Genomic DNA, 15,103 nt, shown 5'->3' with positions numbered 1-15,103 from the left:
ACCTGCAACACGGCCCAGACGTGGCTCATTCCAGCTCGGCCGCCGTCGGATACGACGGCTGGGCGCCATGCCGGGTCACGGTCACCGCAGCGACTTTCACTGCCCGATGGGCGGCTTCGACCAGGTCAGCGCCATCGGCGAGAGCCGCCGCCAGGGCACCCGCGAACGCGTCGCCCGCGCCCGTCGTGTCGACCGCTTCCACCTTGGGCGACTCGACGGTTGTCGACTTGTCGCCTTCGAGCACCGCCGCACCCTTGGCCCCGAGCGTGACCACGGCCGCGCGCGGGCCGAGCTCGAGCAGCTTGCGCGGGTCAGCGTCGTCCGAACCGAGCAGGTAGGCGGCCTCGTGCTCGTTGACCAGCAGGACGTCCAGCGCGGCCAGCGTTTCCGGCGACACCTCGGCCGCCGGCGAGAGGTTCAGCAGCACCCGCACGCCGTTTTCCCGCGCCCGCACCACGGCGCGTTCGATCGTCGGCAGCGGCACTTCCAACGAGGCGACGAGCACCCGTACGCCGTCCAGTGCTTCGTCGGTGATGTCGCCGGGCTCCAGCGCGGAGTTCGCGCCGGGGGAGACGAGGATTGAGTTTTCCCCGTCCGGAGTCACGGTGATGTAAGCGATTCCGGTAGGCCGATCGACAGTCCGAACGAATTGCGTATCGACACCCGCATTCGACAACGAATCCCGCAGCAATCGACCGTAGGGGTCGTCGCCGACCGCACCGAGCAACGCGACGTCCGCGCCGAGTTTTCCCGCCGCGACCGCGGTATTCGCGCCCTTGCCGCCGGGGGACAACGCGGTGTCGCCGCCCAGCACCGTCTCGCCGCCGCCGGGACGACGGTCGACCGGGACCACCAAATCGGCATTCGCGGACCCGACTACCAGCACCGCAGCACTCATGCCGCCACTCTGCCATGGCCCTTCCTTTCCGCCGTCGGTGCCCGAAAGTGAAAGCGTTTGTAACTTTCTTGGCGCTCAGTGCGACAATCAGGCGGAACAGCGGCTGTCCGTCACTCGATCGGGGGATCCGTATCCCCCAGGCGTCACTTCTGCGACGGGCTTCGCTCTTCTTCGAGCGTCACCGGACTTGAGCCGATGACGTTGCCCCGACCGGAAGCGCACCGGAGAGGGCATCGGGTCGCCGGCGCCGATCACGTAGCCCCCCGAGTGATCGGCGTCGGCGGCGCCCCGGTTCTCCCGCCAAGTGCCGAAATCGGTGTCCAGACCACCTAGACTGCCCAGATGAGCAGCCCCACACGCAGGGGTCGCGCGCGAGCGGCTACCGAATCCGACATCCGCCGGACCGCGCGGAACCTGCTGGTAGGCCAGGGCCCGGAAGCCGTCACGCTGCGGGCCATCGCCCGGGAGCTGGGGATCACCGCACCGGCTCTCTACCGCTACTACGAATCCCGCGACGACCTGCTGGAAAGCCTCCGCCTCGACGTCTGCACCGACCTCGCCGCCGAGATCGCCGAGGACATCGCGGAACTGCAGGACGAGGGCCTGCTGCAGCTGTTCCAGATCTGCAAGGGGTTCCGCCGCTGGGCGCTGACCCACACCAAGGAATTCACCCTGGTGTTCGCGTCGCCGACCGGGGCCACCGGGACCGCGACCGGCAGCGCGCTGCGCAGGCTCGACGAGCCGTTCGGGAAGATCTTCCTCGCCGCGGCGGGCCACGTGCTCGCCCAGCACGACCTGGTCATGCCGCCGAACGACGTGGTCCCGCCCGAACTCCGCGACGACCTCACCGCGTTCCAGCAGGATCTGCTGACGGTGCTCAAGGAGTCCGGGCGGGAAATCCCGCCGGAGAAGCTGGACCTCGGGCTCACCTACCTGATGATCACCTTCTGGGCGCGGCTCTACGGCCACGTGACCCTCGAGGTGTTCGGCAACTACCCGATCCCGGTGTCCAAACCGGACGTCCTGTTCGAGGCCATGCTCACCGACCTAGCCCGCGACGTCGGCCTCTACCGCGATTAGGCCGCGTGCCCGCCGTCGACCGACAGGGTCGCGGCGGTGATGTAGGCGCTGTCCGGCGACGCCAGGAAGGCCACCGCGTCCGCGACTTCCGCCGGATTGCCGTACCGGCCGGCCGCGGTCATCGATGCCTGGTCCGCCGCGTACGGGCCGTCGGCCGGGTTCATTTCCGTGTCGGTCGGCCCCGGGTGCACCAGGTTCACCGTCACGCCGTTCGCCGCCAGTTCGCGGGCCAGCGCCTTGGTCAGCCCGACCATCGCGGACTTGCTGACCGCGTACAGCACCATCCCCGGACCCGGCACGCGATCGGTCACGCAGCTGCCGATCGTGATCACCCGGCCGCCTTCGCGCAGGTGCTTGGCCGCCGCCTTGGTCGCGGCCAGCACGCCGCGCACGTTCACCGCCAGCACGCGGTCGACGTCGTCCATCCCGGTCTGCTCCAGCGGACCGACGAAACCAACGCCCGCGTTGTTGACCAGCACGTCCAGCCGCCCGAACTCGGCGACCGCCGCTTCCACCGCGGCTTCGACCGCCGCCGCGTCCGCGTTGTCCGCACCGACCGCGAGCGCACGCCTGCCGAGCGCCTTGATCCGGTCGACCACGGTCGCGGCCTGCTCGGCGTTCACCGCGTAGGTGAGCACTACGTCCGCCCCGGCCTCGGCGAGCCGCAGTGCCGTCGCCGCACCGATTCCGCGGCTCCCGCCAGTCACCAGCGCCACTTTGCCGTCGAGGTTCATGCCCGTCCCTTCCGTTTGTTTCGCTTTCAACCATCGAAGCGCGAGCCGACGGGCGAAGCTGGCGTCTTTCGGTCGTGACGGTTCGATTCCGCACCCGGGCGGCCACAGCGTGTGACAGACTCCAGCCAGCGAAAAGGGGGAGGGGGACGGGTTGCTGCACGTACAAGAGCTGGTGAAGGTCTACATCGGCGAACTGCCGCCGAGGGCGCCCAGCAACTCGGGATTCTTCTCGAACTGCGAACAGTCGCCGGGGAACAGCTTCGGCCTGCTCGTGATGACCGGCAGCGTGTCGTAAGCGATCGAATCCGCCGGCAGCCGCGGCGCGGGTTTCCCCGGCGGCGGAGCGGGCGCGACGGCGCACCCCGACAGCAAGGCCGCGGCAGCTATCGCGGTGATCGCTCGGTTACGCACGGAAAGCACAGTACCGGCCCGGGATCGCCTCCCGGGCCGGAACTCGCTTTTTCACAGCACGATGTTGACCAGCCGGCCCGGCACCACGATCACCTTGCGCGGCGTCTTGTCGCCGACCAGCGCGGCGATCTTCTCGTCCGCCAGCGCGGTCGCCTGCACCGCGTCGTTCTTCGCGTCCGCGGCCACGGTGATCCGCGAGCGGACCTTGCCGTTGACCTGGATCGGGTACTCGACCGAGTCCTCGACCAGGTACTTCTCGTCCACGACCGGGAACGGCCCGTGTACCAGCGAATCGGCGTGGCCCATCCGGTGCCACAGCTCCTCGGCCACGTGCGGGGCCAGCGGAGCCAGCAGCAGCACCAGCGGTTCGGCCAGTTCGCGCGGGGTCGCCGCGGCCGAGCCGTACGCCTTGGTCAGGTGGTTGTTCAGCTCGATCAGCTTCGCGCCCGCGGTGTTGAACCGCATCTCCGCGTAGTCCTCGCGGACCCCGGCGATGGTGCGGTGCAACAGTTTCCGGTCCGCCTCGGTCGCCTCGTCCGCGGAAACCCGCAGCTCGCCGGTCTGCTCGTCGACCACCAGCCGCCACAGCCGCTGCAGGAACCGGTGCGCGCCGACGACGTCCTTGGTCGCCCACGGCCGCGACATGTCCAGCGGGCCCATCGACATCTCGTACAGCCGGAAGGTGTCCGCGCCGTAGGTGTCCGACATTTCGTCCGGAGTCACGGCGTTCTTCAGGCTCTTGCCCATCTTGCCGTATTCCTGCTTGACCTCTTCGTCGCCGAAGAAGAACTTGCCGTCGCGCTCGACGACGTCCTCAGCAGGCACGTACACGCCGCGCTTGTCGGTGTAGGCGAACGCCTCGATGTAGCCCTGGTTGAACAGGCGGCGGTACGGCTCCTTCGAGGACACGTGGCCCAGGTCGTACAGCACCTTGTGCCAGAAGCGGGAGTACAGCAGGTGCAGCACCGCGTGCTCGACGCCGCCGACGTACAGGTCGACGCCACCCGGGTCGTCCACGCCGTGCTCGGCCGGGCGCGGGCCCAGCCAGTACGCCTCGTTCTCCGGCGCGCAGAACACGTCCTGGCTCGCCGGGTCGACGTAACGCAGCTGGTACCAGCAGGAACCAGCCCACTGCGGCATGACGTTGGTGTCGCGGCGGTACTTCTTCGGCCCGTCGCCCAGATCCAGGGTGACCTCGACCCAGTCCTTCGCACGCGACAGCGGCGGCGACGGCTCGGAGTCGGCGTCGTCCGGGTCGAAGGTCTTCGGCGAGTAGTCGTCGACCTCCGGCAGCACGACCGGCAGCTGGTCCTCGGGCAGCGCGATCGGCAGGTTGTTCTCGTCGTAGACGATCGGGAACGGCTCGCCCCAGTAGCGCTGGCGGGCGAACAGCCAGTCGCGCAGCTTGTACTGCACGGTGCCCTCGCCCGCGCCGCGGTCCTCCAGCCAGGCGATGATCGTCTTCTTGGCGTCGGCGACGCCCATGCCGTTCAGGTCGACGGTGTCGTTGGCGGAGTTGATCGCCGGGCCGTCGCCGGTGAACGCCTCGCCCTCGAAGCCCTCGCCGGGGTCGACCGTGCGGACGATCTCCAGCTCGAACTTCTTCGCGAAGTCGTAGTCGCGCTGGTCCTGCGCGGGCACCGCCATGATCGCGCCGGTGCCGTAGCCCATCAGCACGTAGTCGCCGACGAAGACCGGGATTTCCTTGTCGTTGACCGGGTTCACCGCGTAGGTGCCGGTGAAGACGCCGGTCTTCTCCTTGTTCTCCTGCCGGTCCAGATCGGACTTGCGGGAGGCGGCGGCCCGGTACGCGGCGACGGCCTCGGCGGGCGTCTTCGCGCCGCCGGTCCAGCTTTCCGGGTGCTCGCCCGGCCACTGCGCCGCGGTCAGCTTCTCGACCAGCGGGTGCTCCGGCGCGATCACCATGTAGGTGGCGCCGAACAGGGTGTCCGGACGGGTCGTGAAGACCTCGATCTTCTCGCCGCCCGCGGCGAACGAGACCTTCGCGCCCTGCGACCGGCCGACCCAGTTGCGCTGCATGGACTTGACCTTCTCCGGCCAGTCCAGCAGCTCCAGGTCGTCGACCAGGCGGTCGGCGTACGCAGTGATCCGCATCATCCACTGGCGCAGGCTCTTGCGAAACACCGGGAAGTTGCCGCGGTCGCTGCGGCCGTCCGCGGTCACCTCCTCGTTCGCCACGACAGTGCCCAGGCCGGGGGCCCAGTTCACCGGAGCCTCGGAGATGTAGACCAGCCGGTGGTCGTCGATGATCTTGCGCTGCTCGACGGTGCTCAGCTCAGCCCACGGACGGCCGTCCGGCGTCGTGCGCTCATCCGCCGCGTAGGCCTTCTCCAGCTCCTCGATCGGACGCGCCTTGCGGGCGTCCTCGTCGTAGTAGGAGTTGAAGATCTGCAGGAAGATCCACTGGGTCCACTTGTAGTAGTCCGGGTCGATCGTCTCGATCGAGCGGCGCTCGTCGTGGCCCAGCCCCAGCCGCTTCAGCTGGCGGCGCATCGTGGCGATGTTCTGCTCGGTCGTGGTGCGCGGATGCGTGCCGGTCTGCACCGCGTACTGCTCGGCCGGCAGGCCGAACGCGTCGTAGCCCAGCGTGTGCAGCACGTTCCGGCCGATCATCCGGTGGTACCGCGCGTAGACGTCGGTGCCGATGTAGCCCAGCGGGTGCCCGACGTGCAGGCCGGAACCGGACGGGTACGGGAACATGTCCTGCACGAACAGCTTGTCCGAGGGCACCGGCTCGCCCGCTTCCGCGAGCGGGCCGACCGGGTTCGGCGCGTGGTAGGTGCCGTGGTCGGACCAGTGGTCCTGCCAGCGCTGCTCGATCTGCCCGGCCAGCTCCGCGGTGTAGCGGAACGGCGGGGCGTGCTCAGCGTCCGCAGCACTCTTCGCCGCGGCCCCGGTGGCCTCGTCAGACCCTGTCATCGCCGTCTTCCTCCGTGTCGAGCCACTCCCAGAAACAACTCGACCCCCCAAGCCAGAAGGCATGAGGGGTCGCCGCGCCGAGCCGGTCATCGGACCAGGTCAGCGCGGCAGGCCAAGGAGCAGCCGAGCCGTGTTCATGCACTCATCGTAACGCGCTGGTCAAAGCCGTTCCGACGGGACCGCCAAAGCGACGACCTGGGTGACTTGCGACGCGGAGAAGTTGTTGTCGCTCACGAGCACGAGCGTGCGTTCCCCGGACGGCAGCGCCGGGCCCCAGGTCATCCCCTCGATGTTGTCCACAGTGGAGAGCGGCAGGTCGGAGAGGTCGGCGAGCAGCTTCTTTTTCACCGGCTTGACGTGCTTCGCAGCGGTCAGGGACGGGGTGTGGAGGACGTTCGTCGCGCCGGTGGTGTCGATCTCGAAGATGCGCACCTTGTTGCCGACGCCGGTGACGAAGGACCGCTCCATCATCAGGAACTTCGTCGGGTCGGCCTGGTTCACCGCGAGCATCGAGGAAACCCCGGTGTCGGCGAACCCGGTGGCGGGCTTGGGCTCGGCGAAAAGCTTCTCCTGCGGGTACGCGTACTGCGCGAGCACGGGCCCGAAGCGGCTCTGCAGGGTGATCCGCGACAACGCACCCGACGTCGGCGTGGGTGGCGGCCCGTCCTGCAGCAGCGGGGCCTCGACCTCGCTGGCCAGCAACGTGCCGAACCCGGTGTAGGCGAGGCCTTCGAGAACGTAATTGCGGCGCGGACCGGCATCCGGCGTCATCCGCTCGTTGGCGGGCAACGGCAGGTCACGGACGTAGTGCCCGTCACGGGTGGCCTCGCGGATCGACGGCTGGATCAGGTGCTGGTCGGCGAGCCGATCGCCTTCCTGCGACCAGACGTAATGCCCGGTCCACGGGTCGACGCGCAATTCCTCGGGGTCGATCGTCTGCTCGTTCTGGGGAGCGGCCGGGTCGTTCTTCGCGAGCGGCGGATACGGCGTGCCGTCCGGGCGCAGCAGCGGATGCGTGCCGGTGAAGGTGACCGGACCCACACCGTCGGCGCCGACGTCGAACTTCGCGGTGTAGAAGCGGGCCGGGTTGATCGCGGACCGGTCGTCGCTGATGAAGGCGTAACCGCCGGTGCGCGGATCGAAGTCGACGGACGACAATCCGCCGACCGTGGTGCCCTGGAACTGCAGATTGTGCGGCACACGCTGCTCGCCGAGCAGGCGGACCGGCCGCTGCGCGGCAGCAGCGGCAGTCCCGGTTCCGGGGACGAGCAAGGACAAGGTGACGATCCCGGCGGCAGCCAGCAGCCGGTGTCGCGTGGACGAAGACATGGCCCGTAGCACAGCCGACGAGGGTATCCGGGACATTGCCGCGAGGTCACGCTTATCCTCAGAGGGTGTTCGCTATCGCGCTCGTTCCGATCGTCCTTGGTGTCGTCGTCGGCTGGGGTGGCTTCCTCGGCGTGCGCGGACGGCTGAGCAGGGCGAGCGGGGCCGGAGTCCGGACCGAAGCCTCGATGCGCAGCGAAGAGGCGTTCAAGCTCGCCAACCGGGTGGCCGGCATCCCGACCCTGGCCGGAGGCGCGGCCGCGGTCGTCTGCGGACTCGCCGGTCTCGCGATCCCCGCCACCGCGGGCCTGGTCGCCGCCGCGATCGTCGGACTGCTCGGCCTGCTGGTGATGGTCGTCGCCGGAGCCCGGATGGGCGCGCGAGCGGCCCTGACCGTGCCCGCCCCGTCGCCGGCCCCGGCCGGCTGCAGCGGCTGCGCGTGCGGCGCCGGCGGCTGCGGAGTCCTGCAGAAGTCCAGCGAGGCCTAGTTCCGCTGCAAATCGCCAGGGTGGGTGGCCAGCAACGCGAGCGGCACCCCCTGGCGGCGCAGCACCTGACCCCACAGGTCACGGCTGGGCGGCGCGAGAATGTCGCTCGGCAACGCGGGGACGATCACCCAGTCCTCGCGCTCGATCTCGCCCGCGAGCTGCCCTGAATCCCACCCGGCATAGCCCGCGAACACGCGCACGCCCCGCACCTTCGGCACGAGCACCTCGGGATCGCTGTCCAGATCGACCAGCGCGACCGGCCCCCGCACGGCAACCACGCCCGGAACGCTGGAAGCGGTCTCCCCAGTCCGCAACGCGGCGAGACAAAGCGCGGTCTTCTTGTCGACCGGCCCGCCGACGAACACCGACTGCGGCTCCGCGACATGCGCGCCCCACCCCGGCAGGACGTCATTCACCGGAACATCGGACGGCCGGTTCAAGACCACCCCGAGCGTGCCCTCCGCCCGATGATCGATCACGAACACCACTGTCCGCTTGAAGTTCGGGTCGAACATCGTGGGTGCGGCGACCAGGAGCGTTCCCGGTTCAACCTCGGCGTCCGCTGGCACGCCACCCATGATCCCATCACCCGCCGAGGGAAATCCTCCCGGCACGGGAACACCAGCACCACCCGCCCCGTTGAGAACAATGAGCCGGCGCACTCGTGTCCCCCGGGCTCACTGAAGAACCGCCTTTGTGGAATACCGGTCCGGCCGGAGCCACACTGCGCCAAGCCGCCGAGAGGCGAAACGAGTGCGCCGGTGTTCTCGAGTCCTGTTCGGTGCTTCGCACCTTCCCCATCCACCGGCGCCGTGTACCCGGGGGGCCGAGCCCCCCGGACCCCCGCGGTGCCTTTGGCTGCGGTTTTCGGGGTGGGCGGGGGCGGAGCCCCCTTTGTTTTGGCAACCGTTGCTGGTCAGGTTTGTTGCTTCCGGGGTGTGGCTAGGACCGTTCGTTGGTCGGCGAGCTGGCTCGGGTGCGGCGGTGGCTTTTCCGGTGGTGAGATGCCGTGGCTCGCTCCGGGGCTCCGGCTCGACTTGGCTGGATGTGGGTTGGCTTTGTTGTCTCGGGCCGTTGCAGGCTGGGCAGGCCAACTCGCCGCCCAATGACCTCTCCCACCAATGTGGGTGGGCCTTTGTTTCTGCGGGGCCGCTCCTGGCTGGACAACCTCGCCCCACCAATGTGGGTGGGGCTCTGTGCTTCGAGGCCGTTGGTGGCTGGGCAGGCCAACTCGCCGCCCAGCGACCTCGACCCAGCCAATGTGGGGGAGCCTCTGTGCTGTGGGTCCGCTGCTGGCTGGACAGGCCAGCTCGCCGCCTCGTGACCTGACCCAGCCAATGTGGGTCGTCGTTGTTTCGGGGCGTTGTTGGCTCGCCGGGCCAACTCGCTGCCTGGCGGTCTGATTCGGTCAGGTGCGGGTGGGCTTTTGTTGCCTCGGGCTGCTGCGGGCTCGCTGGGCCAGCTCGTCGCCCAGCGATCTGGCTCGGGTGGGCCTGGGTGGGCCTTGTTGCTCGGGGCCGCTGTTGGCTGGGCAGGCCAGCTCGCCGTCCGGCGGTCTGATTCGGTCAGGTGCGGGTGGGCCTTTGCTGCCTCGGGGCCGCTGCAGGCTTGCCGGGTCAACTTGTCGCCCGGCGATCTGGCTCGGGAGGGCGTGGTTGGGCTTTGTTGCGTCGGGGTGGCGTTGGCTCGCCGTCCAGCGGCTTGGGTCGAGCGAGTGCGGGTTGGGCGTTTGCTTCGGGGGCGCTGTCGGCTGGGCTAGTTCGGGAGCCAGGGGTGACGCGCCGCGATCTGCCCCTAGCCAGCCCTGCGCGCTTGACTGTCGATTTGTCGTCTTTTTGGGGTACTGGGGTGGTCAGTAGGGTTGTGTGGTGCGGGTGGGGGAGTGGGTCGTTCGGGAGCCGTTGTTTCGGCGGTTGTTGTTTACGCGGTTCGCGGCTCAGTGGGGGGACGGGGTCTTTCGGGCTGGGCTGGCTGGGGCCGTCCTGTTCAATCCGGAGCGGGCGGCTGATCCGTTGGCCATCGCGGAGGGGTTCGCTGCTCTGCTGCTGCCGTATTCGCTGGTGGGGCCGTTTGCTGGGGCGTTGCTCGATCGGTGGGACCGGCGGCGGGTGCTGGTGTTCGCCAATCTGGTGCGGGCCGTGGCGATCTTGGCGTCCGTTGTTGCGGTGGGGGCTGGGGTCGGCGGGATCGGGTTGTTTTCGCTCGCGTTGCTTGCGGAGGGGATCAGCCGGTTTATCGGGTCTGGGTTGTCTGCTGCGTTGCCGCATGTAGTGGAGCCGTCGGCGGTGGTTTCGGCTAATGCGGTCGCGGCGACGCTCGGGTCGGCGATCGCGGTCGTCGGTGGCGGGTGTGCGATCGGGTTGCGGACGGTGTTCGGGGCCGGGGATGTCGGGTCGGCGGAGACCACTGCGTTTGCTGCGGTCGGGGCGTTGGTGTCCGCCGTGCTCGCGCATCGGTTCGCGAAGGGTGTGCTCGGGCCGACTGTGGTTGACGAGCCGACTAATCCGGTGGTGGCGGTCGCGCGCGGGCTGGCTGATGGGGCTCGACATGCGTGGCGGGCGCCTCGGGTTACGGCTGGGTTTGTCGCGTTGTTCGCGCATCGCGCGGCGTATGGGATTTCGTTGCTGCTCAGCGTGTTGCTGATGCGCAATTACTTCGCTGACGACGGGATCTTTCGCTCGGGACTGCCCGGGCTCGGCCAGATGGTCGCTTGCGCGGGGGCGGGAATTCTCGTCGCGGGGCTGGTGACGGCGCGGCTGATTCGGTCGCTCGGGCGGACATGGGCGGTGCTCGGGTCGCTGCTCGTTTCGGCGGTCGCGCAGGCCGCGTTCGGGTTGCCGATGTTGCTGCCGTTGGCGTTGATCGCGTCGTTCCTGATCATGGGGACCGGTCAGGTCGTGAAGCTGTCCGTCGACTCGTCGGTGCAGCTGGATGTCGCGGACGAGGCTCGCGGGCGGGTCTTCGCGCTGTACGACACGCTGTTCAACATCACCCAGGTGGTGGCGGTTTCGCTCGCGGCGCTCTTCGTCAAGGACAACGGGTACTCGCCCGAGCTCATGGTGGTCGCGACCGCGCTCTATCTGCTGGGCGGGGGCGGATACCTGCTGGCCCGTCGGCGGCGCGGCGATTCGCTGCCGCAAACCGTTGAACCCAAACGGGGGTAGTAACTCACCGTTGGGCATTAGGGTGACTTGTGACCCGGTCGAGTTAATCTCGGCACGCGCAACCGACACGGGGGGCCACCGTGAGCACCATCGGCGACGACCGTGCCCGTCTCGACGCCGCGCCGGCTGTCCTGACCTCGCCCGACGGGCTCGTCCGCGCGACCGCGGGACCGGCCGGCACGCTCGGCAGGCTTGAGTTCGCCCCGGACGCCTTCGAGCGGACGACTCCCGCGCAGCTCGCGTCGACCGTCCAGGCTCTCGTGCAGCACCTGGCCGACGCACCCGAACCGCAGCACAGCTCCTCGATGCCCGCCCCGCGGCCGACCCCGCGTCGTGTCCGTCCGCGCGGAACCGTTCCGCAGAACCGCCGTCGCGGGTCCTGATGTCGTCCGCTCCGGACGCAATGATTCACGTGGAACCAACGGGTACCGGTCAGCAGGTGCTCGTCGAGATCGGTCGGCTGATCAAGGCGCACCGGGCCGATCCGGACGCGCTGGCCGGCATCGGATTCGCCCAGCTCGGCGACCATTACGAGGTGCAGGCCCGCAACACCGTCGCCACTACCGAGATGGTCCAGCGGCTCACCGACTTGCGCGCCGAGATGTACCAAGCGGGCCGCGGCACCTGGGTTCAGGCGCGCTACGTGCTCACCCCGGACGGCGCGTTCGACTTCGACTACTTCACCGACGACGAGCCCCCATGGACGACGCCACCCGATTCGTCCGCCTACCTCGCCGAACTCACCACCTTTCCCCGCGACGACGAGCACCTTCCCGACTGGTGGCGGCTGCACGTCGGGCTCCCGCTCGGAGTCGTCTTCCGGCATGCCACCGCCGGAACCGGCGAACCGTTGTCGCAGGAAGAGCTGCCGCTCGTGCTGCGGTACCTCGAACGCGAGGCCGCGGTCGGAGAGAGGCACCGCACTGACGGCACCTGGATTTGGCCGGTCGAGGTGGCCGAGCGCTTGAGAGAACACGGCACAGCTCCCGAGCCCGAACTGCTCCAGCACATCCGTGACCTGGGCTTTCACCCGCCGTACGTCGACCATCTGGTGCGCCGAACAGCGGAAGCCGACCTGGCCGGGAAACCCCGTCCGCGACCCACGCCGGACGACCTCCAGCGGACCGCGGGCGACGTTGCCGCGGAACGGGAAACCAACCCGGACCCGGTCCTGTCCGACGCCGAACTCCTGACCCACCTCGAACACCGGCTCGACTCGTTCGGCGTGTGGGCCGACGTCCGCTGCCTCGGCGGGCGGGAAGCCGGGAAATGGAGCCTCTACCAGGTCAAAGCCGGGTGGGCGGTCGTCGCGCCGGACGGTCGGGAGCAGGTTTTCGCCCGCCTCGAAGACGCCGCGCACCACCTGCTCGGCGCACTCCTGCTGCATCCCGCCCGCGCGACCGGCGGCCGCGAAACCCCGCTGGAAACGGCGCGGGAGGTCGCCGACTGGCCGGTCCAGCCCGTGCCGGGTGACCCTCCCCTCACGCTGCTGCGGAACAAGAGACTCACTCGGTTGGCGGAAGGTACCGTCGTTCTGCGATTCGGCGAAGAACCCGGCAACCTGGTCCACCACCAGGCGGTACGGTTCGCGACGACGTCCCTGCCACTCGAACGGGAGCGCATGACCAGCACTTTTCGCCTCCGAAGATCACTCCACGTGATCACCGGGGTGACGGTGCCCTGGGCGAACCTTCCCGGCGGCGCGGTGGCGTACGTCTTGCCCAAGCCGATCGCGGAGCACGAGTCCGACGGAAGCCTGGAGAGGATCGAGTAGGTGGAAGCGGCGGAAGCGGTGGAGAAGGTCGGGAAGTGGTTGCGCGCCGTGCACGGCCCCGAGGTCTCCGGGCCGGGCGGCCTCCGGGTCGACCACGACCGCGTGCTGCGGGTCCCCGAAGGCTGGTCGATCCCCTACAACACTGTCGCGTTCCTCGACGACGGCCGTCCGGACAAAGAGCTGTTCCCCGCCCCGTCGGTGCTCGTGCGCGAGCCGGACGGCGAACTGCGCCAGGCGCATCCGCATCCGGGCGGGCTCAGCACCCCGGTCGCTTATCCGGGACAGGAGAGCTGGCGCGAGGTCGTCGACCCGGAGTACGCGAAGGCCGGGCTGGGCGAGCTCGGCGTGCCGCTGCCCGCGGTCGCCGGCTGGGTGAAGGTCGACAACGACGGGCACCAGACCGGTGACGAACGCGAAAACCCCGAGTACAAGGCCGGTCCGATCCGCCGCGGCTACCCGAAGCCGGAAAATCCGCTGGAAACCCTCCTCGCGTTCGCGAGCGTCGGCTGGCTCTCGCGCGAGCAGCTGCTGATCGGCCTGCTGCGCTGCGAAGTCTTCGTTCCGTTCGACCTCAAAACCGGCGCGACCGACCGGTTCTACTTCTCCGAGGAACGCAACGAGCTCCGCGTCTTCAGCTCGACCCGGCATCTGCCTGCCCGCGAGCACGCCTGGTGGCGAGTCGACTTGGCGACATTGGCCGAGTTCGAACACCCGCCGAACCTGGTGATCAACGGCGGTCCGGCGACCTTCGAGGACGTCGCCGGCGCCGAGTTGACCACAATCGCGAAGCGGTTTCCCCGCCAGGAACCGCGGGTGGACGAGAACGGCCGCTGCCCGGAGATCGAAGAAGACCTGGAGAAGTTCGCCGTCGAAACGGCCGCCAGGATCGGGCTGGAGAAGCCGGTCGACATCCCGAAGGCGGCCGCGGAACGCGCACGGCGGCACGGGTTCGAGCTGACCGCCGACGAATGCCGCAAGACCGTCCTCGGCCGGTCGTGGCTGCGCCGGTTCGAACAGCCGGAGCCGAGCCGCTCGCGGCCGAACGACCTGCGCGCCAACGGTCTCGTGCCGTCCTGGGACAACGACGGCCGGATCGTCCCGAAGCTCGACACCTTCGGCAAATACCCCGAGATCAGCCTGGAGAACTTCCGTTACGGCTGGCAGCGGGTCGTCGGCGCGTGGGTCGGCTTCGCGCTGGGCGAGGCGCTCGGCTCGGCCGTCGACCGGATGCGGCTGGACGAGATCGTCTCGACCTACGGTCCGGACGGCGTCCGCGACCTGCCGCTCGCGTTCGACCAGCCGGGCCGGATCGGCTCGATGACGCAACGGCTGCTGTTCCTGACCGAGGCCGTGATCCGCAGCCCGCACCGCGAACAGCCGGAATCGCGCGACGTCGAAAAGCTGTTCCCCGGCGTGGTCCGCGGCGCGCTGGGCCGCTGGCTGCACACGCAGGGCGCGGCGATCCAGAACCCCGACGGTTTCCTCGTCAAGGTGCCGGAGCTGCACGCCCGCCGCGCTATCGACGACGCCGAGCTCAACGCGTACCACGCGCTGGTTACCGGCGATCCGCAAGCCGCGCCGATGTCGGGTCCGGCCGCGCTGCTCGGCGCGCTGCCCGCGGTGCTGACCGCGGCGGGTCCGGGCACCGGGTTCAGCGGCGGCATCGGCCAGGTCGTGCGCGATCTCGCCGGAGTGACCCACCAGCCGGACGACGTGGCCGCCGCGACCTACCTGGCGTGGGTGTTCGAGAAGGCGCTCACCAAGGATTCGTTCAGCTATCCGGTGTGGAATCTGTCCCGCGAGGTCCTCGAGGAACACGACGGCCCGGAGTGGGGGCCGGTGCGCGACCTGGTGGCCGAGGCGGTGCCGTTCTTCGGCGAGCACGGCCTGCCGGACCTGCGGATGCCGGAGCTGATCGGCGACGGACACAGCACGCTGTCCGTCCTCGGCCGCTCATTCGCCGCGTTGTCCGGCTTCGAGAATTACCCGGAACAGGCCATGCTGCGCGCGGTGAACCACTCCGGCCGCAGCGCGCTCACCGGCGCGTTGACCGGTGCGCTGCTCGGCGCGCGGGTGGGCGTTCCCGGGTTGCCCCGGAAGTGGGTCGAACAGCTTGAACTGCATCACCTGATCGAACAGGTGGCGACCGACGCGCTGTGGCATTTCGACCGCCATTCAGCGCGGAACGCACTCGGCGACGCCTGGGTGCAGCGCTACCCACGGCACTGATCGGTCACCCGAGCAGGTATTTGTGGGCGCATATTCTCCCGTCTCCGGTGACCGATGGT

The 15,103-nt window shown here is 69.2% G+C and carries 12 protein-coding genes; 6 read left to right on the top strand and 6 right to left on the bottom strand.

The features are described from left to right. Positions 1 to 25 precede the first annotated feature (25 nt). Positions 26 to 898, bottom strand: coding sequence for a ribokinase (locus EIZ45_RS07540; RefSeq protein WP_134664175.1), 873 nt, complete (start codon positions 896 to 898; stop codon positions 26 to 28). Between the two features lie 342 nt (positions 899 to 1,240). On the opposite strand from EIZ45_RS07540, the gene EIZ45_RS07535 reads away from it, so the two are divergent. Next, complete coding sequence (locus tag EIZ45_RS07535) at positions 1,241 to 1,978, top strand: TetR/AcrR family transcriptional regulator (protein WP_037809097.1); 738 nt, start codon at positions 1,241 to 1,243, stop codon at positions 1,976 to 1,978. On the opposite strand, the gene EIZ45_RS07530 is transcribed toward EIZ45_RS07535, so the two are convergent. From EIZ45_RS07530 to EIZ45_RS07515, 4 genes are all read right to left on the bottom strand, one after another. Then, positions 1,975 to 2,712 (bottom strand): SDR family oxidoreductase, encoded by a 738-nt coding sequence (locus EIZ45_RS07530; RefSeq protein WP_037809098.1) that lies wholly within the window; start codon positions 2,710 to 2,712, stop codon positions 1,975 to 1,977. The two genes, EIZ45_RS07535 and EIZ45_RS07530, sit on opposite strands and share 4 nt — an antisense overlap. A 180-nt stretch (positions 2,713 to 2,892) precedes the next feature. After that, positions 2,893 to 3,123, bottom strand: a complete 231-nt coding sequence (locus EIZ45_RS07525) for a hypothetical protein (RefSeq protein ID WP_205670002.1) — start codon at positions 3,121 to 3,123, stop codon at positions 2,893 to 2,895. A gap of 51 nt (positions 3,124 to 3,174) precedes the next feature. After that, positions 3,175 to 6,063, bottom strand: coding sequence for a leucine--tRNA ligase (leuS, locus tag EIZ45_RS07520; protein ID WP_240690699.1), 2,889 nt, complete (start codon positions 6,061 to 6,063; stop codon positions 3,175 to 3,177). A 159-nt stretch (positions 6,064 to 6,222) separates the two neighbouring features. Next, the gene (locus EIZ45_RS07515; protein ID WP_205670001.1) at positions 6,223 to 7,392 is read right to left on the bottom strand and encodes an esterase-like activity of phytase family protein; all 1,170 of its coding nucleotides are present in this window, start codon (positions 7,390 to 7,392) and stop codon (positions 6,223 to 6,225) included. A gap of 65 nt (positions 7,393 to 7,457) precedes the next feature. Between EIZ45_RS07515 and EIZ45_RS07510 the strand changes: the two genes are divergently transcribed. Beyond that, positions 7,458 to 7,877: an SdpI family protein gene (locus tag EIZ45_RS07510; protein ID WP_037809107.1), complete on the top strand. Its 420-nt coding sequence runs from the start codon at positions 7,458 to 7,460 to the stop codon at positions 7,875 to 7,877. Here the strand turns inward: EIZ45_RS07510 and EIZ45_RS07505 are convergent. Continuing rightward, positions 7,874 to 8,455, bottom strand: a complete 582-nt coding sequence (locus tag EIZ45_RS07505; RefSeq protein WP_037809108.1) for a YqgE/AlgH family protein — start codon at positions 8,453 to 8,455, stop codon at positions 7,874 to 7,876. The genes EIZ45_RS07510 and EIZ45_RS07505 overlap by 4 nt on opposite strands. 1,287 nt (positions 8,456 to 9,742) lie before the next feature. Between EIZ45_RS07505 and EIZ45_RS07500 the strand changes: the two genes are divergently transcribed. From EIZ45_RS07500 to EIZ45_RS07485, 4 genes are all read left to right on the top strand, one after another. Next, positions 9,743 to 11,041 (top strand): MFS transporter, encoded by a 1,299-nt coding sequence (locus EIZ45_RS07500; RefSeq protein WP_134664172.1) that lies wholly within the window; start codon positions 9,743 to 9,745, stop codon positions 11,039 to 11,041. A gap of 80 nt (positions 11,042 to 11,121) precedes the next feature. Further along, positions 11,122 to 11,424 (top strand): hypothetical protein, encoded by a 303-nt coding sequence (locus EIZ45_RS07495; RefSeq protein ID WP_037809111.1) that lies wholly within the window; start codon positions 11,122 to 11,124, stop codon positions 11,422 to 11,424. Positions 11,425 to 11,444: 20 nt separating this feature from the next. After that, positions 11,445 to 12,815, top strand: a complete 1,371-nt coding sequence (locus tag EIZ45_RS07490) for a TNT domain-containing protein (protein WP_167756368.1) — start codon at positions 11,445 to 11,447, stop codon at positions 12,813 to 12,815. Beyond that, a complete protein-coding gene (locus EIZ45_RS07485; RefSeq protein ID WP_134736035.1) occupies positions 12,816 to 15,044 on the top strand; it encodes an ADP-ribosylglycohydrolase family protein in 2,229 nt (742 codons plus the stop codon). It begins immediately after the preceding gene. The last annotated feature ends 59 nt before the right edge of the window (positions 15,045 to 15,103 follow it).

Origin of the sequence: Amycolatopsis sp. CFH S0740 (assembly GCF_004522315.1) — a bacterium.
Classification (GTDB): Bacteria; Actinomycetota; Actinomycetes; order Mycobacteriales; family Pseudonocardiaceae; genus Amycolatopsis; species Amycolatopsis nivea.
This window is presented reverse-complemented; position numbering and strand designations above follow the sequence as displayed.

Excerpts from the sequence above, each read along its gene's own strand:
- EIZ45_RS07505 (WP_037809108.1), bottom strand. The coding sequence starts at position 8,455 with ATGGGTGGCGTGCCAGCGGACGCCGAGGTTGAACCGGGAACGCTCCTG.
- leuS (WP_240690699.1), bottom strand. The coding sequence starts at position 6,063 with ATGACAGGGTCTGACGAGGCCACCGGGGCCGCGGCGAAGAGTGCTGCG.
- EIZ45_RS07515 (WP_205670001.1), bottom strand. The coding sequence starts at position 7,392 with ATGTCTTCGTCCACGCGACACCGGCTGCTGGCTGCCGCCGGGATCGTC.
- EIZ45_RS07530 (WP_037809098.1), bottom strand. The coding sequence starts at position 2,712 with ATGAACCTCGACGGCAAAGTGGCGCTGGTGACTGGCGGGAGCCGCGGA.
- EIZ45_RS07540 (WP_134664175.1), bottom strand. The coding sequence starts at position 898 with ATGAGTGCTGCGGTGCTGGTAGTCGGGTCCGCGAATGCCGATTTGGTG.
- EIZ45_RS07535 (WP_037809097.1), top strand. The coding sequence starts at position 1,241 with ATGAGCAGCCCCACACGCAGGGGTCGCGCGCGAGCGGCTACCGAATCC.
- EIZ45_RS07490 (WP_167756368.1), top strand. The coding sequence starts at position 11,445 with ATGATTCACGTGGAACCAACGGGTACCGGTCAGCAGGTGCTCGTCGAG.